At 60.1% G+C, this 18,549-nt stretch carries 16 protein-coding genes; 6 read left to right on the top strand and 10 right to left on the bottom strand.

Going from position 1 to position 18,549, the window contains the following annotated elements; genetic code table 11:
• Position 1: 1 nt before the first annotated feature.
• From ACA072_RS22830 to ACA072_RS22820, 3 genes are all read right to left on the bottom strand, one after another.
• Entirely contained in the window at positions 2-1,429 is a 1,428-nt protein-coding gene (locus ACA072_RS22830; protein ID WP_497620760.1) for a di-heme oxidoreductase family protein, read from the bottom strand.
• Positions 1,430-1,681: 252 nt separating this feature from the next.
• Positions 1,682-3,031 (bottom strand): imelysin family protein, encoded by a 1,350-nt coding sequence (locus tag ACA072_RS22825; protein ID WP_497620758.1) that lies wholly within the window; start codon positions 3,029-3,031, stop codon positions 1,682-1,684.
• A 234-nt stretch (positions 3,032-3,265) separates the two neighbouring features.
• A complete protein-coding gene (locus ACA072_RS22820; protein ID WP_497620756.1) occupies positions 3,266-5,317 on the bottom strand; it encodes a putative bifunctional diguanylate cyclase/phosphodiesterase in 2,052 nt (683 codons plus the stop codon).
• Between the two features lie 1,397 nt (positions 5,318-6,714).
• Here ACA072_RS22820 and ACA072_RS22815 point away from each other — a divergent pair.
• Positions 6,715-7,080, top strand: a complete 366-nt coding sequence (locus tag ACA072_RS22815) for a DUF6124 family protein (RefSeq protein WP_497620754.1) — start codon at positions 6,715-6,717, stop codon at positions 7,078-7,080.
• A gap of 226 nt (positions 7,081-7,306) precedes the next feature.
• On the opposite strand, the gene ACA072_RS22810 is transcribed toward ACA072_RS22815, so the two are convergent.
• The 3 genes from ACA072_RS22810 to ACA072_RS22800 form a co-directional block, all read right to left on the bottom strand.
• Positions 7,307-7,903 (bottom strand): superoxide dismutase, encoded by a 597-nt coding sequence (locus ACA072_RS22810; protein WP_461955453.1) that lies wholly within the window; start codon positions 7,901-7,903, stop codon positions 7,307-7,309.
• Positions 7,904-8,079: 176 nt separating this feature from the next.
• On the bottom strand, positions 8,080-8,682 hold the full coding sequence (locus tag ACA072_RS22805; protein ID WP_497620752.1) for a LysE/ArgO family amino acid transporter: 603 nt from the start codon (positions 8,680-8,682) through the stop codon (positions 8,080-8,082).
• Between the two features lie 5 nt (positions 8,683-8,687).
• Positions 8,688-9,089 (bottom strand): ACT domain-containing protein, encoded by a 402-nt coding sequence (locus ACA072_RS22800; RefSeq protein WP_497620751.1) that lies wholly within the window; start codon positions 9,087-9,089, stop codon positions 8,688-8,690.
• Positions 9,090-9,185: 96 nt separating this feature from the next.
• Between ACA072_RS22800 and ACA072_RS22795 the strand changes: the two genes are divergently transcribed.
• The 4 genes from ACA072_RS22795 to ACA072_RS22780 all read left to right on the top strand — a co-directional run bounded on the left by ACA072_RS22795 (position 9,186) and on the right by ACA072_RS22780 (position 13,229).
• The gene (locus ACA072_RS22795; RefSeq protein WP_497620750.1) at positions 9,186-10,079 is read left to right on the top strand and encodes a LysR family transcriptional regulator ArgP; all 894 of its coding nucleotides are present in this window, start codon (positions 9,186-9,188) and stop codon (positions 10,077-10,079) included.
• A gap of 54 nt (positions 10,080-10,133) precedes the next feature.
• A complete protein-coding gene (locus ACA072_RS22790) occupies positions 10,134-11,126 on the top strand; it encodes an NAD-dependent epimerase/dehydratase family protein (protein ID WP_497620748.1) in 993 nt (330 codons plus the stop codon).
• A 120-nt stretch (positions 11,127-11,246) separates the two neighbouring features.
• On the top strand, positions 11,247-12,119 hold the full coding sequence (locus tag ACA072_RS22785; protein ID WP_497620746.1) for an ATPase: 873 nt from the start codon (positions 11,247-11,249) through the stop codon (positions 12,117-12,119).
• A 261-nt stretch (positions 12,120-12,380) separates the two neighbouring features.
• Positions 12,381-13,229, top strand: a complete 849-nt coding sequence (locus ACA072_RS22780; protein WP_497620744.1) for a cache domain-containing protein — start codon at positions 12,381-12,383, stop codon at positions 13,227-13,229.
• A gap of 136 nt (positions 13,230-13,365) precedes the next feature.
• Here ACA072_RS22780 and ACA072_RS22775 read toward each other — a convergent pair whose 3' ends face one another.
• Positions 13,366-14,883 carry an MDR family MFS transporter gene (locus ACA072_RS22775; protein WP_497620742.1) on the bottom strand — a complete coding sequence of 506 codons (1,518 nt, stop codon included), beginning with the start codon at positions 14,881-14,883 and terminating at the stop codon, positions 13,366-13,368.
• 79 nt (positions 14,884-14,962) lie between these two features.
• Positions 14,963-16,147, bottom strand: a complete 1,185-nt coding sequence (gene pobA / locus ACA072_RS22770) for a 4-hydroxybenzoate 3-monooxygenase (protein ID WP_497625032.1) — start codon at positions 16,145-16,147, stop codon at positions 14,963-14,965.
• A 188-nt stretch (positions 16,148-16,335) separates the two neighbouring features.
• Here pobA and ACA072_RS22765 point away from each other — a divergent pair, with 188 nt between their 5' ends.
• Positions 16,336-17,232, top strand: coding sequence for a helix-turn-helix domain-containing protein (locus ACA072_RS22765; RefSeq protein ID WP_497620740.1), 897 nt, complete (start codon positions 16,336-16,338; stop codon positions 17,230-17,232).
• Between the two features lie 9 nt (positions 17,233-17,241).
• Here the strand turns inward: ACA072_RS22765 and ACA072_RS22760 are convergent, their stop codons facing one another.
• The gene (locus ACA072_RS22760; protein ID WP_497620738.1) at positions 17,242-17,418 is read right to left on the bottom strand and encodes a hypothetical protein; all 177 of its coding nucleotides are present in this window, start codon (positions 17,416-17,418) and stop codon (positions 17,242-17,244) included.
• 220 nt (positions 17,419-17,638) lie between these two features.
• The gene (locus ACA072_RS22755; RefSeq protein ID WP_497620736.1) at positions 17,639-18,544 is read right to left on the bottom strand and encodes a LysR family transcriptional regulator; all 906 of its coding nucleotides are present in this window, start codon (positions 18,542-18,544) and stop codon (positions 17,639-17,641) included.
• Between the last annotated feature and the right edge of the window lie 5 nt (positions 18,545-18,549).

The raw sequence follows: 18,549 nt of genomic DNA, 5'->3' as shown, positions 1-18,549 counted from the left end.
TTTAAAGGGAATTCAAAAACGCCAGCAACGCAGCGCGCTGCTCGGCATTGAAAGACAAAACCTGTTGCTGGGCCGCTTTCGCTTCGCCGCCATGCCAGAGCACGGCCTCAAGCAGATTGCGCGCGCGGCCGTCATGCAAAAACTGGGTGTGGCCACTGACCGCCTGCGTCAGGCCGATGCCCCACAACGGCGGGGTGCGCCAGTCGCGGCCACTGGCCTGGAATTCGCTGCGGTTGTCGGCCAGGCCGTCGCCCATGTCGTGCAGCAGCAGATCGCTGTAAGGGCGAATCACTTGATTGGCCAATTCAGGTTCGGCGGCGTTGGCGGCGGTGGTGTATTTCGGTGTGTGACAGGACTGGCAGCCAGCCTGGAAAAACAGGTTTTTGCCGGCCAGCACTTCGGGTGCGTTGACGTCACGGCGGGCCGGTACAGCCAGGTTGCGGCTGTAGAACAGCACCAGGCGCAGGATGTTATCGCTGACTTCCGGCTCGCCATTCGGGCCGTTGCCATTCGGTGCCTGTTTGCAGGCGGTTTGCGCATCGGTGCAGTCGTCGAAGGGGCGCAGGCTGGTGGTCAGGCCCATGTCACCGGAAAACGCGTGAACGTTCTGCTGATTGAGGTTCGGTTGCCCGGCTTTCCAGCCGAATCGACCAAGCACGGTCTTCTGCTGCACGTCGTCCCAGACCCGGTTCGGGCGTCCGGCGATGCCGTTTTTGTCCTTGGCCTGCGCTTCGGCATTGGCGAGGATCGCTTCGTCGGGGATGGCTTCGAGCAAGCCCAGGCCAATCATCGGCGGGGCAACGCGGGCCGAGAATCGGGTGTCGGGGTGCATAGGGCCGTAACCCAGTTGGGTGATGTTCAGGCTGGGCTTGCGCAGCTCGATTTCGGTGCCGTCCTTGAAACGGACCGGAACGGGGGTGTAATCGACGCGCACTTTGCCTTCCGGGGTAACGCCGGGCACGGCCATGTCCTGGAACTGGCCGCCGTAGACCGGCTCAGGGACCACGCCGAGCTGCTCGATGACCTTGGCATACGCCGGCGCATTCGGGATCGACAGGCGCACCAGCATCGATACTGCGTTCGCCGCATCAGGCGTTGGCGGATGACCGCGACCGTCCTTGATGTGGCAGCCCTGACAGGCGTTGGTGTTGAACAGCGGGCCGAGGCCGTCCCGGGCAGTGGTGGTCGAGGGAGCGATCACCCAAGGGTTGCGGAAGAAACTGTTGCCGACGCTGAAATCCACACGCCGTGAAGGCGACAGGTTGGCGGAGGGCAGGGAGAAAGCGTTCTGATCGGTCTTGCGCACGGTCGCTGCGCCACCGGACCGGGCTTCACCGGGTTCGGCCTTGGTAAAACGCGGGGCGTCATCGCAGGCACTCAGGCCCAGGGCCAGAAACAGTGCGGACAAGCGAAGAAGCAGCGAGGGCATCAGACATCCTGCAAGACGAGCAAAACAAGGGCGCAAAGTCTAACAGGGCAGGGGGGATTGAATAAGAGGAATTATCGTTTGGTTGATGTGCATCAGTTGATCGTTCCCACGCTCTGCGTGGGAATGCAGCCCGTGACGCTCTGCGTCACATCAAACGCCGAACGCGGAGCGTCCGTTGAGGCATTCCCACGCAGAGCGTGGGAACGATCGGCGACCCGAAGGTCGCCTCTTTTGTCACTCAGCCAGCGTTGATCAGAACTCGTGATCAGCGTTGTCCGGGTTCAGGTCGCTGATGCCCAGTTTGCCAGCGGCGGCTTCGATCGAACCGGTCTGCTTGACCAGGGATGCGATGGCGTCACGGACGATCTGGTTGCCAGCGGTGTTGCCGGCGGCGATCAGCTGGTCGTAGTGCTCACCCTTGTTGGCGTGATCGACGATGACCTGCATCTTGGCTTCGGTGGCAGCCAGGTCGGCTTTCAGCGCGGTGTCGGCCGCCGGGTCGGCCTTGGCCACCAGGGACGACAGGCTGGCGCCGGTCATTTTGGTGCCGTCGACACGGGTGTATTCGCCCAGGTAGACGTTACGAACACCCTTGGCATCGTAGAACTGCGAGTTATGGGTGTTGTCGCTGAAGCAATCGTGTTCGTCTTCAGGAGAGTTGGCTTCCAGGGAAACCTTCATGCGCTCGCCCGCCAGTTCGCCCAGGGACAGGCTGCCCATGCCGAACAGCATTTTGCGCAGGCCGGTATCAACCGGTTCGGCTTCCAGAGTGGCGCGGTAGTTGTCGGCCACGTTCGGCTTCCAGTTACCGACCATTTCTTCCAGGTCGCTGACCAGCAGCTGGGTCACGGACTTCAGGTAAGCGCGACGACGATCATTGTGACCGCCGGTGGCGCCTTTGCCTTCCAGGTAATCGGAGGCTGGGCGGTTGCCGGCGCCAGGGCCGGTGCCGTTCAGGTCCTGGCCCCAGAGCAGGAATTCGATGGCGTGGTAGCCGGTGGCGACGTTGGCCTCGGAACCGCCCAGCTCGTTCAGGCTGGCGAGTTTTTCCGGGGTGATGTCTTTCACATCGATTTTGTCTTCGCCGACCTGAACCTGGGTGTTGGCGATGATGTTGGCCGTGGCGCCCGGGTTACCCAGTGCGTGTTCGTAGGATTTGTCGACGTAGTCGATCAGGCCTTCGTCCAGTGGCCAGGCGTTCACCTGACCTTCCCAGTCGTCGATGATGGTGTTGCCGAATCGGAACACTTCGCTCTGCAGGTAAGGAACGCGGGCAGCAACCCAGGCAGCCTTGGCGGCTTTCAGGGTGTCGGCGTTCGGCTTGGCGAGGAAGGCGTCGACGGCGGTTTGCAGGGTCTTCGCGGTAGATTCGGCATCGCTGTAAACGGCGTAGACGATGTCAGCGTAATGCGCGACAACGGCTTTGGCGGCGGCTTCGTCGACTTTGCTGGTGGCGGCCGGTGCGGTGGCTGGAGCCGGCGCGGTCGTGCTGGCGGCCGGCGTAGGCGCTGGAGCTGCAGCTTTGTCTTTGCCTTCGCCACAACCGGCGAGGGAAATAGCGATGGCCAACAGACTGGCGGTAGCCAGAGGCATACGAATCATGGCGAACATCCTGCTTCGAGAGGGGGTGGTATGGCGCAGCAAGTGCGCAAAACTGCGACATAATGCAAATCTTTCGCATTATGTGTAAAGGGTTGTAGCTGGAAATATTTCTTATTCACACGAGTTGTGTCGTGGATCAAAAAGATCGCAGCCTCGTTTCACTCGACAGCTGCTACAGAAGCACACGGACCCGTAGCAGCTGTCGAGTGAAACGAGGCTGCGATCTTTTGATATCTACAAAATAGCCGCGTTGGTGCGTTGCGCCTGTTTCAGGTAGGCACTCAATTCCCGCGCCGGCAGCGGTTTGCTGTAGTGGTAGCCCTGACCTTCGTGGCAACCTTCGGAGATGATGTAGGCCTCTTGCTCGGCGGTTTCCACGCCTTCGGCAATCACCTGCATGCCCAGGCTCTTGCCCAGCTGGATGATCGCCCGAACGATGGTGGCATCGTCGTCGTCATCAAGCAGGTCCTGCACGAAGCTCTTGTCGATCTTGATCTTGTCCAGCGGCAGGCTTTTCAGGTAGCTCAAGGACGAATAGCCGGTGCCGAAATCGTCGATCGCAATCAATGCGCCGGAGCGACGCAGGCTCAACAGATGCTGGGCGGCGGTGCTGATGTCTTCCATCAGGCCGGTTTCGGTGACTTCCAGTTCCAGGCTGCGCGGCGGTAGGCGATACATCTGCAGCAGGTTGTTGACCACTCGCGGCAGCTCGGCATGGTGCAGTTGCACCGTCGACAGGTTCACCGCCATGCGCAGGTCGATGAAACCCTGGTCATGCCATTCGCGCAGTTGTTTGCAGGCCTGATCCAGCACCCATTCGCCGATGGCGATGATGGTGCCGTTCTGCTCGGCCAATGGGATGAACAGGTCGGGCGGCACCAGGCCATGTTCGGGGTGCTGCCAGCGTATCAGCGCCTCGACGCCCACCACCCGGTGATCGCGGTAGCTGATCTGCGGTTGGTAGACGAGGTAGAACTGGTCCCGCCGCAGGGCGTCACGCAGGTCTTTTTCCAGCTCCCGGCGGCGGCGCATCTCGGTGTCGACGCTGGCGATGTAGAACTGATAACGGTTGCGCGAGCGGGTTTTCGCCAGCGTCATGGTCTGTTCGGCTTTTTGCAGCAGTTTCTCGGTGCTGTCGCCGTCCTCGGGAAACAGGGTGATGCCGATGGTTGCGCGCAGGCGGATTTCCTGATGATCGAGGGCAAACGCCGCTTCCAGGTCATCGAGAATGCTTTGCGCCAGTTCGGCGGCTTCATAAGGTTGTTCGATATCGGCCTGGACCAGGGCGAATTGATCGCCACCGAGACGGGCGAGGGCGCCAAGGCGACCACTGTGAGCGCGCAGGCGATCGGCCAGGGCCAGCAGCAACTGGTCGCCGGTCTGATAGCTGAACTGTTCGTTGATGCCTTTGAAGTCGTCCAGACCTACCACCAACACCGCAACCCGACGTTGCAATTTACCGGCGTCGACGAGGATCTTGTCCAGTTGCTGCTGCAATTGCTGACGGTTTGGCAGGCCGGTGAGGAAGTCGTACTGGGCCATGCGCAGCAGGCTGTTTTCTGCTTCGTGACGCAGGTGAGTGTTGCGTTCGATGGATTCGAGCAACTGGTTGGCGGTGTTGATCCAGATACCCAGTTCGTTCTTTTCGTGGCCCCTGATCTGCGGAATCTTGTGTTCGCTGGGGCGGTCCGGATTGATTTCGGTCAGGTGTTCGATGATTCGCGACAGCGGTTTGGTCAGCAGCCAGTGGTAGACCAGGTACAAAACCAGGCCCATGGCCAGGGCGCGTAACACGCCGGAGATGAAGATGATTACCGAGCTGACGATGAAACCCTGCCCGTAGGTGGCGGTGTCGAGGGTGATGCTCAGGTCGCCGTAATATTCGCTGTAGGGGCCGCGGCCTACCAGTTGGGTAGTAAAGGTGCGCTCTTTGCCGAGGATCAGGTCGGTCAGCCAGCGGCTGTTTGAATGCTGCAATTCACGGGATTTTTGCGCGAGCATGGCTTCGTTGGGGTGGCCGATGGAGGCCTGGCGCACGGCGTCGTCCTGGAACAGGCCTTCAATCACCTGCATGCCCATTTCCCGGTCCAGGCTGTAGACGGCCTGTGTGGAGGGGTCGCGGAACATGTCGAGGATGCGCTCGGCATCGCTGGCCACGGCCTGGCGTGTTTTATAGGCATCGAAGACGATCTGCGCGCAGCTCAAGACTACGCCGACGATCAATGCCGACAGGAGCACGACCCGGAGCAACTTCACCGACAAGCTGTTCTTGAGTTCCAGCTTCAAAGGGTTATTCCTTGTTCCGTGCGGGTAGCATCAAGTTGCCATGAGTATTGGCAATCCCGTGATGGCAGTCAAAGGGACAATCAATCTCAGGGTTTTTTGCCGGTAGCTTGGCAGAAATGCTGTTGTTTTGAGTATTTGCCCTATTAGTACTGTGTCGGTTGTTGGGTCCTTCAACTTGAGCGGGATTGGGACTATTTTTCCATTTGATGATGGTAGCCTGCTGTGGCGTGGGGGCAAGGGGCTGAACGCTGGTTTCATTGTCGGAGATTGGCTTGGTTGCTTGGCGGCCTTATAGCCGACCATGTTCTTGTGGGGTGTGTACATATCCATTGCTGCGGTAACGGCCGCTTATGGTTTCGCCCTTACGGCGACTCCCTTTGGCAAACGCCCCAAAGGAAGCAAAGGTCTTCGCCCCAACGTCCGGCCCCTCGCCTAGGCTCGGCGTTCCTTCGCTCCGGTATCCATCCGGGGACACTGCCCTCCGGTTGGCTTCGCTGCACCTACATGCAGCGTGTTCGACTGCGTCGAACGGCGCTACGCGCCACTCCCCGGATGAACACCTCCACTCAGCCTCCCGACGGGGCGGGTGGATCAAGATCAAAAGCAGGCGAGCTAACGCTCGGCCTATTGAGTGGTGAGAAGCGAGTGCACGCCTAATCCTTGTGGGAGCTGGCTTGCCTGCGATGGCGGCCTGACAGCCGACCAATTTCTTGCAGAGGTACACCAACCCCCCTGTGGGAGCTGGCCTGCCAGCGATGGCGGCCTGACAGCCGACCAATTTCTTGCAGGTGTACACCGAACCCTGTGGGAGCTGGCTTGCCTGCGAAGGCGGCCTGACAGCCGACCAATTTCTTGCAGGTGTACACCGCACCCCTGTGGGAGCTGGCTTGCCTGCGAAGGCGGCCTGACAGCCGACCAATTTCTTGCAGGTGTACACCGAACCCTGTGGGAGCTGGCTTGCCTGCGATGGCGGCCTGAGAGCCGACCAATTTCTTCCTGCTTCCCCCCGATTGATCGTTCCCTACGCTCCGCGTGGGAATGCAGCCAGGGACGCTCCGCGTTCCATTTTCGTGTGTTGAAAGATGTGTAAAAAACACAGCGATTTCCCACGCATTTTTCAGGTTGCCGGGTAGGAAGCAGTCTCTCTAACCTCTGGCTGTCGCTGAAAACTCAGCGACCGGGTGTGAGAACCCGGTAAGCCTGTTAATACAACACCAGTACCACCATAATTGCCGCCAGCTTATTCGCTGTCGACAATGCTCTATGGCGGCTGTGTGCGGGCGGACTTCGGTCCGGCCGGGTTTGGGCTCTGACCGGTTTCTCACTCCGCACATAGCTGCCACCCCTTCGTCGCGTGAGAAACGGCAAGTGATGGCTCCAACTGAGAAGAGCATCCAATGAATAAGCTGATTCCCGATCCACCCGTCAACACCACCCCCACCTCCGAAGCCCCCGAAGCCGAAACGCTCCTCAGAGACCGCGAAGCCATAAAACGCGCCCTCGATTACTACCTCGACCCGCCAGACCAATACACCGAAAAACCCCGTCGCCCCAGCACGATGTTCATGATCGCCCCAGACATGGACAGCGAAAGTCTCCTGGCCCAAGCCTGCGAGTCCCTGGCCTCGGCCAGCGTCATGGCCAGTGATTTCGCCGCGAACCTGATCGGTCCGCAGCGGCACACGGTGCTGGCGCTCCAGCAGATCATCATGCTGGCGGAGTTGGCGGTGAACCGAGCCTTGGATAACGTTGATCCGGCGTAGTAGTTCAAAGACCGCGTTATCGTTCATCGCGAGCAGGCTCGCTCCCACAGGAGATCGAGTGGGTTTCATAAAGGGTGTGTCCACCCGTACCCACTATAGGAGCGAGCCTGCTCGCGAGGCGGCCGGACAGCCGACCCATTTTTCAAGGCCGCTCAGGGCTCTCTGACTTTTCTCCAGCGCATAAAAAACCCGGCATAAAAGCCGGGTTTTTTGTCTGGCATCGATCTTAAGCCTTGAAGGTTTTGCCTTCAAATTGCTCAGCCACGAATTTCCAGTTGACCAGGTTCCAGAACGCTTCGACGTATTTCGGACGAACGTTGCGGTAGTCGATGTAGTAAGCGTGTTCCCAGACGTCGCAGGTCAGCAGCGGGGTGTCGCCGTTGGTCAACGGGTTGCCGGCGCCGATGGTGCTGGCCAGGGCCAGGGAACCGTCAGCCTTTTTCACCAGCCAGCCCCAACCGGAACCGAAGGTGCCGATGGAGGTTTTGCTGAATTCTTCTTTGAACTTGTCGAACGAACCGAAGGAAGCGTTGATGGCTTCAGCCAGCGCGCCGGTTGGTTGACCGCCGGCGTTTGGCGCCAGGCAGTTCCAGTAGAAAGTGTGGTTCCAGACCTGAGCGGCGTTGTTGAAGATACCGCCCGAGGAAGATTTGACGATTTCTTCCAGAGTCTTGCCTTCGAACTCGGTGCCTGGCACCAGGTTGTTCAGGTTCACGACGTAGGTGTTGTGGTGCTTGTCGTGGTGGTATTCCAGAGTTTCCTTGGAAATGTGCGGCTGCAGGGCATCGTGTGCGTAAGGCAGCGGCGGCAATTCGAAAGCCATGATGATTCTCCTAATCAGGTCAGTTGCGGTGAGCGCAAGGCCGATCACGGGCGGCCAGACAAGCGCCGGGGAGTTTGTACTCTTTGCGGCGCATCGGATCGGATCATAGCACCGGGGGTGCGGCATAACCACGCAACAACTGTGTGGAATAGAGGTTCCAGAGCCTTTTGGAATAATCAGGGCGCGACGATTAATTGAAACGCCACTGCAAACATCATCACGGCAACCAACAGATCGAGAATCCGCCAAGTGCTCGGCCGCGCCAGCCACGGTGCCAACCATGCGGCGCCCAGTGCCAAGGTGAAAAACCACAGCAACGACGCACTCGCGGCCCCGACCACATAAGCGCCGGGCTCGGTTTGTTGCGCGCCGAGTGAGCCGATCAACAGCACCGTATCCAGATAAACGTGCGGGTTGAGCAGGGTCACGGCCAAGGCGCTGAGCATCACCGCGCGCAGCGAGCGCACCGTCTGGTTTTCACCTTGTTGCAGACTTTGTTTAGAGCACGCCCGACGCAGCGCCTGGCTGCCATACCAAATCAGAAATACAACGCCACCCCAGCGGGCGATCGCCAGCAGCGTCGGGTTTTGCGCCAGCACCGTCGCCAGCCCGAACACCCCGGCGGCAACCAATAAGGCATCGCAGGTTACGCACAACGCCGCCACCGGTAGGTGATGTTCACGCCGAAGGCTCTGCGCCAGCACAAACGCATTCTGCGTGCCGATCGCCATGATCAGCCCCGCGGCCACCAGCAGGCCGTTCACATAGCTTTGCCACATAAGGTTTACTCCGCGTTGGCTGCCAGATCTCGCAGCACTTGAAGGGCGTGTTGGGCATCGGCTTGACCGACGAATAAGTGGTCGTGGTAGTAACCGGCGATCACGTTGCAACTGATGCCGGCCTGGCCCAATGCCGTGGCGAAGGCGGCGGTCAGGCCGACGGCTTCGAGGGCCGAATGCACGTTCAAGGTGATCCAGGCCGCGACGTAGTCGAAGCTGAAACCGGCCTGTTCGGCGTGGGAACGTTCCAGAATCACTGTCAGGCCTTCCTGCTCGCGAAAGCTGCCGACGATCTCGAGACCGGCAGGCAACTGGCCGTCGCGCAGCGTGCAGAACACGTATTCGCCGTCGTTGAGCTGCGGGCTCATGCTGCGCAGCAGCGTTGCCAATGAAGTTTCGCCAGCCATGTCGGTGATCCTTGTTCAAGAGTTCATGCTGGCCATTCTCCGGTGCAACGCTGTATAAGAAAAACCAATCATGCTGATCGCTCATTAGGAAAACTGATGTTCGACTATAAATTGCTTTCTGCCCTGGCCGCCGTGGTCGAGCAGGCCGGATTTGAACGTGCCGCGCAGGTGCTGGGTTTGTCGCAATCGGCGATCTCCCAGCGCATCAAGCTGCTGGAGGCGCGGATCGGCCAGCCGGTGTTGGTGCGGGTCACGCCGCCAGCCCCGACTGAAATCGGTCGACGGTTGCTTAACCATGTCCAGCAGGTCCGTTTGCTGGAGCGGGATCTGCAGACGCTGGTGCCGGCGCTGGATGAAGAAGGTCTGCCGGAGCGTCTGCGCATAGCCCTGAACGCCGACAGTCTGGCGACGTGGTGGGCCGCTGCCGTCAGTGATTTCTGCGCCGAGCAACACCTGCTGCTGGATCTGGTCGTCGAAGACCAGACGGTCAGCCTCAAACGCATGCGCGCCGGCGAAGTGGCTGCGTGCATTTGCGCCAGCGAGCGTCCGGTAGCGGGTGCCCGCAGCGTGTTACTGGGCGCCATGCGTTATCGAGCGCTGGCCAGTCCGGCGTTCATCGCCCGGCATTTTCCTGAAGGCGTGCGAGCTGATCTGCTGGCGAAAACCCCGGCGCTGGTGTTTGGCCCGGACGATTTCCTACAGCATCGCTACCTCGCGTCCCTCGGTGTCGATGGCGGTTTCGAACACCATTTATGCCCATCGTCTGAAGGCTTCATTCGCTTGACCGAGGCCGGACTTGGCTGGGGCCTGGTGCCGGAATTGCAGGTGCGCGAGCAACTGGAACGCGGTGTTTTACTGGAGCTTTTGCCAGATAAGCCCATCGATGTGCCGCTGTACTGGCATCATTGGCGCAACGGCGGTCAGCTGCTGGGGTTGTTGACCGATCAATTGGTACGCTCATCCAGGCAATGGCTGGTGCCGTTGGACTGACGGGCAGCGTCAAGACTCACGCATTACGCAAAACGAAACACATCGGAGCTCTACATGAAAATTCTGGTCACCGGCGCAAGCGGCTTCATTGGCGGACGCTTTGCGCGTTTCGCCCTGGAGCAAGGCCTGGACGTGCGGGTCAACGGTCGCCGGGCCGAAAGCGTCGAACATCTGGTGCGCCGTGGCGCCGAGTTTATCCCGGGCGACTTGAGCGACCCGGAACTGGCTCGCGAGCTGTGTTCCGATGTCGAAGCGGTGGTGCATTGCGCCGGCGCGGTCGGTGTGTGGGGGCGGTATCAGGACTTTCATCAAGGCAACGTGCAGGTCACCGAAAACGTGGTCGAGGCCTGCCTGAAGCAGCGCGTTCGGCGCCTGGTGCATTTATCGTCGCCGTCGATCTACTTCGATGGCCGTGATCACCTGGGGCTGACCGAAGAACAGGTGCCTAAACGTTTCAAACATCCCTACGCCGCCACCAAATTCCTCGCCGAGCAAAAAGTCTTTGGCGCACAGGAATTCGGTCTCGAAACCCTGGCCCTGCGTCCGCGTTTCGTGACCGGGGCGGGTGACATGAGCATCTTCCCGCGCCTGCTGAAGATGCAGCGCAAGGGACGCCTTGCGATCATCGGCAACGGCCTGAACAAGGTCGATTTCACCAGCATGCAAAACCTCAATGAAGCGTTGCTGAGCAGCTTGCTGGCCAGCGGTTCGGCACTGGGCAAGGCCTACAACATCAGTAACGGTACGCCGGTGCCGTTGTGGGATGTGGTCAATTACGTCATGCGCAAGATGGAAGTCCCACAAGTGACGCGCTACCGTTCCTACGGTCTGGCCTACAGCGTTGCGGCGCTTAACGAAGGGGTGTGCAAACTCTGGCCGGGGCGTCCCGAGCCGACGCTGTCGCGACTGGGCATGCAGGTGATGAACAAAAATTTCACCCTGGACATCAGTCGCGCCCGGCATTATCTGGACTACGATCCGAAAGTCAGTCTCTGGACGGCCCTTGATGAATTTTGCGGCTGGTGGAAGGCCCAGGACATTCGCTGACTTTCCAGTCCCCGTCTGCCATCACTGAACCGAGTTTGGCGTTGAGGGTCAATCGGTGCGGCAGTAGGGGTTTATACTCGCCGCATAAAGCCATCACCGCGTTCCACAAAGGTTGACTCAATGTCCATGCGTAACGATGCCAACGACGACTTCGATTTACCGAGCCTGCGCGCAGACGTCCCCGATGACGATGATTTTCCGGCCACGACTCGCACCTCCGTGCATTCGCGGACGGCGCCGGTGGTCAAAGTCAAAAGCGCCAGCACCGGTCCTTTGTGGGCCTTGGTCGGCGCCTTGTTCTTTGCCTTCGCCGGCCTTGCCTGGTGGAGCTTTCAGCAGATTTCGCTGATGGAACAGCAACTGGTGGCCACCCAGGAAAGTTTCGCGCGTATCAGTGAGGACGCGGCGGGGCGCTTGCAGGATATTTCCGGCAAGGTGGTCGCTAGTCAGACCAACGTCACCAGCGACAGCGAAGCCTTGAAGCTGCAAATCAAGCAGCTGGAAACCCAACTGTTGGATCAAAGCAAGCAGCAGCAGGGTGTTGTCGGTCAGACCAGTGATCTGGACAAGCGTCTGGCACAGATGACCGCGCAAACCACCGATCTGGACAAACGCCTGGCGCAAATCACCACTCAGAGCAGCGAACACCAGACCGCCAACACGCAATTGGAGGCGCAGGTCAAAGCCTTGAGTACCGAATTGGCCGCGCTGAAAAATGCCCCGGAAGACACCAGCAAATTTGACGCCCAGCTCAAAAGCCTCGGCGCCGACATCGTGGCGCTGAAGAAACAAGGCAACCCGAGCGCCGCCATCGAGCGCCTGGAACAAGACATGATCGTGCTCAAAAGCCAGCAGGACAACCGCCCGTCTCCTGCGCAAGGCGCCACCAATACGGCGGAGTTCGACGCCTTCCGCGGTCAAACCACCCGCAACATCAACACCCTCCAGGCGCAGATCCAGAATCTGCAGCAACAACTCCGCGCAAGGCAGTAAACCTTAAACAGGCCGATGTAGCAGCTGTCGAGCCCCAGCGAGGCTGCGTTCGGCGGCGAAGCCGTCGTAAAATCAGCCAACTCGGTATTTCAGGTAAACCGAGTTGATTGGATTGACGACTGCTTCGCAGCCGGACGCAGCCTCGCTGGGGCTCGACAGCTGCTACAGAGCCCAATGCAGGCCTGTGCTTTCCTGAATATTCGTACATATCCCCAACCCGTCTACGCTCTTGAAACACCGACAAGAACGAGGGGATGCGCTATGGGGGTTCTGCACAAGTTGGCCGTGCTGGGCGGGATGCTGTTGCTGTGCGTGGGGCAGGTTCAGGCTGCCACGGCGGAAAAGGACGACAGCCAAGCGGCCAAAGCCTTGCTGGAAAAAGCCCTGGCGTACTACCACGACAACGGCGACAAGGCCTTCGCAGCCTTCAGCCGTCAGGGCGAGTTTGTAGACAAGGATCGTTACGTCTTCGTGGTCGACACCAAGGGCGTGATGCTCGCCAGCGGCGGGCCGTCTTCGGCGTTGATCGGGCGTGATGTGTCTGAAACCCTCGGGCCGGATTTGCAGAAAGCCTTCAAGGACGCCTTGAACGTGCCGGAGGGCAATGGCATTCAACAGGCGGAATACCGCTGGCAGAACTGGTCCGACGGCAAGGTCGAGCGCAAGCACGTGTTCTATCAGCGCGTTGGCCAGCGAATCCTGGCCGTGGGTTACTACCTGCCACGGGCGTCGGCGGAGCAGGCGATGGCCTTGCTGAACAAAGCGTCAACGGATCTGGCCAAGGACGAGAAGGGTACGCTGAACGCGATCAACTCCCTCAAGGGCGGCTACTTGCAGGATGACCTGTATGTGTTCGTGGTCGACCTGAACACCCAGCGTTACGTGGCCCACGGCACCAACCTGCGGCTGATCAATACCGACTTCGGCAAGATCAAGGACCCTGAAGGCAAACCGGTGGGCGAGCCGATCCTGGCGCTGATTGCCAAACAGGATTACGGCGAATACGAATACCGCTGGAAAAACCCGGTGACCGGCAAGGTTGAAGACAAGCATGCCTACCTGAAAAAGGTCGGGCATTTTCTGGTGGCTGTGGGGTATTACAGCCCTTGATTATTAGGGATCTGACAAACCGCCTTCGCGAGCAAGCCCGCTCCCACATTTGATCTCGGTCGTACACAAAATCTGTGAACACTGGAGATCTACTGTGGGAGCGGGCTTGCTCGCGAATGCAGGCGACTCGGTCTATCTATTGAACCTTGTCTTCCCGCCCCCGCAGCAACATATTCGGCATCGCAACCGCCGCCGCCAACCCCAGCAGCGAAACCGCCGCACTGACCATCAACAAATGCTGGAAGGTCAGTAGCAACTCGGCGCGCAAGGCGTTCTGCGCCTCCCCCGGCGCAGCGTTCAAACCATCCAGCAACACGTTCCCCGAACTGCCCTCGGCAATCATCGACGAGCCGGCCAGGTGGGCGAAGCTCGAATCCTGCAGCAACGCCAGCAGCAGCGCCGACATCAACGCCACCCCCACCGCGCCGCCCAGCGAGCGGAACAGGTTGGTGGTGCTAGTGGCGACGCCGATATCCCGTTGCTCCACCGAGTTCTGCGTCCCGACCAGAGACGTCGGGAATTGCATGCCGCCGGCGATCCCACTGAGCAACATAAACAGGCTGCTGAGGACGAAAGCCTGGGGCGGACTGAACGCCATGCCGAGAATCGAGATCGGCATGAGGATAGCGCCGGCCAGGATCATCGGTTTGTAGCGTCCCGTCACCGACGTGCGGCGTCCGGCGAAATAAGCCCCGATCGGCAAGCCCATGGCCAGTGGCAACAGGTGCAGCGCGGCGCTGTCGGCCCCGGCGCCGGTGACGCTCTGGAAGCGCAGCGGCATCAGCACGATCAGCGAGATGGCCTGGAAACTGGTGAAGAAAATCGTGCACCAGCACAGGATCGCGTTGCGGTTGGCGAACAGGTGCATCGGCAGCAATGGCTCCCGCGCCCGGCGTTCATGCCAGACAAACAGCGCCAACACCAGCACCGCACACCCGAGCAGGCCCAGCACTTCGGCGCTGCGCCACGAGTGGCCCTGACCGACTTGGGTGATGCCCAGCAGCAATGCGGTCAAACCGATGATCATCAGCAATGTGCCGAGGTAATCGATGATCGGTTTGCGTTGTGGCACGGGCAAACCCACCAACGTGCGATTGGCCACCAGCCAGGCACCGAGGCCCAGCGGCAGGTTGATCAGGAACACCCAGCGCCAGGACAGGTATTCGGTCATGTAGCCGCCGAGTACCGGGCCGGCGACACTGGCCACGGCGTACATGCTGCTGAAATAACCTTGATAGCGACCGCGCTCCCGGGGCGGGACGATGTCGCCGATGATCGCCTGGCTGACCGAAATCATCCCGCCTGCGCCGATGCCTTGAATGATCCGCGCCAGCACCAGTTGCTCCATGCTCTGGGCCATGCCGCAGAACAAAGAGGCGAGGGTGAACAGCCCCATGCCGAACAGCATCAACTTGCGTCGGCCGTACAGATCGCCGAGTTTGCCGTAGATCGGCACGGCCACGGTCATCGCCACCATGTAGCCGAAAATCACCCAGGCCAGCAGGCTGACGTCCTTGAATTGCGCGGAGATGGCCGGCATTGAAACGGCGACGATGGTCTGGTCCAGTGCGCCAAGAAAGATCGCCAGCATCAGGGCGATCAACACGCTGCGAATGGCCGGTTTAGGCGTTTCAGGCTGGTTGAGATTGGTCACGGGTAAAACCTGCGGACAGTGATTGACCCGCAAGGAGCAAGGCGAGCGGGGATGCTCGCCAGTGTAAGTCGGTAGCAGGCTATTCGATAGCCTCATAAGGAAGCCCGACGTAATTTTCTGCAATGGTTTTTCGACCCGCTTCGGAGTGTACGAAGTAATCCAGTTCCGACTCGCAGATGCGCTGACTGAAGGCGTCGTGATCGTCGAAACGGTGCAGCATCGAGGTCATCCACCAGGAAAACCGCTCGGCTTTCCAGACCCGGCGCAGGCAGATTTCGGAGTACTTTTCCAGCAGATCCAGACGCTCTTCACGGTAAATCTTCAGCAAAATCGTGAACAAGGTGCTGACGTCGCTGGCCGCCAGGTTCAGGCCTTTGGCGCCGGTGGGCGGGACGATGTGCGCGGCGTCACCGACCAGAAACATGCGCCCGTACTGCATCGGCTCGACGACAAAACTGCGCAGCGGCGCGATGCTCTTTTCGATGGACGGCCCGGTCACCAAGGCGTTGGCCAGCGCAGAAGGCAGACGCGATTTGAGCTCTTCCCAGAAGCGCTGATCCGACCAGTCCTCGACCTTCTCGTCCGCCGGCACCTGGAGGTAATAACGGGTGCGGGTCGCCGAGCGCATGCTGCACAAGGCAAAACCGCGTTCGTGGCGGGCGTAGACCAGCTCTTCGTGCACCGGCGGCGTATCAGCGAGAATCCCCAGCCAGCCAAACGGATAGACCCGCTCGAAGACCTTCAAACACTCGGCAGGAATCGACTGCCGCGCCACACCATGGAATCCGTCGCACCCGGCGATGTAGTCGCAATCGAGGCGATACGTCTCGCCATCCTTCTCAAACGTCACAAACGGTTCTGCGGTTTTCATCCCGTGCGGTACGACGTTGGCGGCCTGGTAAATCGTCTGCGCGCCAGCCACCCGACGAGCGGCCATCAGGTCCCGGGTGACCTCGGTCTGGCCATAGATCATCACGGTTTTGCCACCGGTCAGGGCGTGCAGATCAATGTGGACCCGGCGCCCGTCGAGGGCCAGTTCGAAACCGCCATGGACCAGCCCTTCGGCGTCCATGCGCTGACCCACTCCTGCCTGGCGCAACAGCTCTACCATGCCTTGTTCGAGGACACCGGCGCGGATTCGACCGAGCACATAGTCCGGGGTCTGGCGTTCGAGAATCAGGGTGTCGATTCCGGCGTTATGCAGCAACTGACCGAGCAGTAAACCGGCGGGACCGGCGCCAATGATGGCGATTTGGGTTTTCAGCGTTTTCATTGTTTTTATGACTCGCAAGCTTCACGCGACCACGGCCGGTGAATGATTTTTATGGATCGAGTGCTTGCATTTTTCCCTTGCGGGTCTGTCAATTGAAGGTGAAAACTGAGCCGATACCTGTACATTCTGCCAATCGGTGCGATTATCGCCCGAAACCCTTTGAGGCCTGGATTGAAGTGATGAACAAGCCTGACCTGCCTTCGATTCCAGTGTTCAAGCTCTACGGTGAAAGCCTGGACTGGCCGACCCCCGACTTGCTGCACTGTGAAACCATTTCCAAACGCAGCCGCGAACACCAATGGGAAATCAAACCCCACCGTCACGCCGATTTGTGCCAGTTGCTCTTCGTATTCAAAGGTCAGGCAGAGCTTGAAATCGAAGGCAAACACACGCAACTGACAGAACCGGCCATCCTGATCCTGCCGCCGTTATCGGTGCATGGTTACCGGTTTTCCGAGGACGTCGAAGGGTTCGTTGTGACCCTCGCCGCGCCGCTGATTACCCATCTTCAGGCGCAACTGGGCAACTCGGTGAACGCGCTGGCCCAGGCCGAAAGCTACCCGGCGGGCAAGGAAAGCGAGTACCTCAACAGCCTGTTCTCGGCGCTGCAAGACGAATACACCGGCCACCAGCCCGCGCGCGAGATGCTCATGCATTCGCTGGTCAGCGTGATCATGGTCTGGGTCAGCCGTCAGGTGATTACACGCCGCGCCGCCAGTCAGCGTCCACAGCGGGCCCGGGAATACCTCAATGGTTTTATCCAACTGGTGGAAGAGACGTACCGCCAGCACGTCAAGGTCGAAGATCTGGCGCATCGGCTGGGGATTTCCGTGTCGCACCTCAACGGCACCTGCCGAGAACTGGCGGGGCAACCGGCGTTGCAGATCATGCACGAGCGTCAGTTGCTGGAGGCCAAGCGCTTGCTGACCTACACCAGCATGACCATTTACGAAATGTCCGACGTGTTGGGGTTCTCCGATCCGACCAACTTCACACGCCTGTTCCGACGTCGGGTGGGGATCTCGCCCAAGGCGTTTCGCGACCGCTTGAAGGCCGATCAGGACAACGAGGCCTGACCGCCTTCGTTACCGAAGGGCGTTGAGGGTCGCGTTGTGGGGAATGCAGCGCTCGAAGTGACAACTCGCGTAGTCGCGGGGCAGTTGCCGCAACTGCTCGACACGCCAGGCAGCAGTGCCGTACAGCGCCAGCGTCGCCGCGCAGGTGATGAAAATGGCGAGGTATCTTCTTGTTTTGGTGTTCATGGCGTTGACCTCTGAACGAATACCCTTCGGTATTCCTTTCAGCATAGGTCAGCGCGGGTGAGTTGCCAGTCACGCATCCTGCGTATGTAACCCGCCATTCAGAACACTGATATCCCCCTGTGGGAGCGGGCTTGCTCGCGAAGGCGGTGGGTCAGTCGACATCTTTGTTGAATGACCCACCGCCTTCGCGAGCAAGCCCGCTCCCACAGTTTTGATTCGGTTACAGGCCGATATCCCACTGCGGTTCTTCGGGGAATCTGAGTACCAGAAAATCCAGCATGCTGCGCAGCGCCGACGGCATGTGTTTGCGTGAGGCATACACCGCGTACACGCTCATCTGCCGCGGCTCGGCGTGGGGCAGCAGGCGGATCAGCTCGCCACTGTGGATATGCACACCCGCCTGATAACTGGGCAGCATCGCCACTCCCGCCCCGGCGAGGGTCGCGCGCAGCAGCGTGCTGGCCTCGTTGGCGCTGATGTTGCCCTGCACCGGCACCGACACCGGCTCGCCGTCCTCCTCGAAATGCCACAGGCTTTTGCCGAAGTAGGAATGGGTCAGGCAGTTGTGCTGGCTCAAATCCTCGACCCGTAGCGGCGTCGGGTGTTCGCGCAGGTAAGCGGGGGAGGCGCAGATCACCGAGCGGCAGACCGTCAGCCGCCGGGCGATCAGGTTCGGGTCCAGGTCGTTGCTGGTGCGGATCGCCAGGTCGATGCGTTCATCCACCAGATTCACCGTGCGGTCGAGCATCTGCATGTCGATGCTCACGCCGGGATAGCGTTTGACGTAAGCCGCCATGGCGTCCGCCAGTTGCGCCTGGCCGAACGAGGTGCTGACGCTGATGCGCAGCAGGCCGCGGGGTGCCTCGTCCGGTTCGCTGACAGCCGCTTGCATGTCCGTGGACAGGTCGAGCATCTGCCGACAACGGGGCAGGATTTCGCTGCCAGCGGCGGTCAGGCTCAATTTGCGCGTGGTGCGGTGCATCAGGCGCGCGCCGACCCAGTCTTCCAGTTCCGCCAGGTAACGCGAAACCACCGGCCGTGACAGGTCCAGATGATCGGCGGCGGCCGACTGGCTGCCGAGGTCGACCACTGTGACGAACACCCGCATTGCTTGTAGACGATCCATGATTT

This window comes from Pseudomonas sp. LBUM1656, assembly GCF_059716065.1.
The sequence above is the reverse complement of the archived record's forward strand: the minus strand, read 5'-3'. Positions and strand labels throughout refer to the sequence as shown.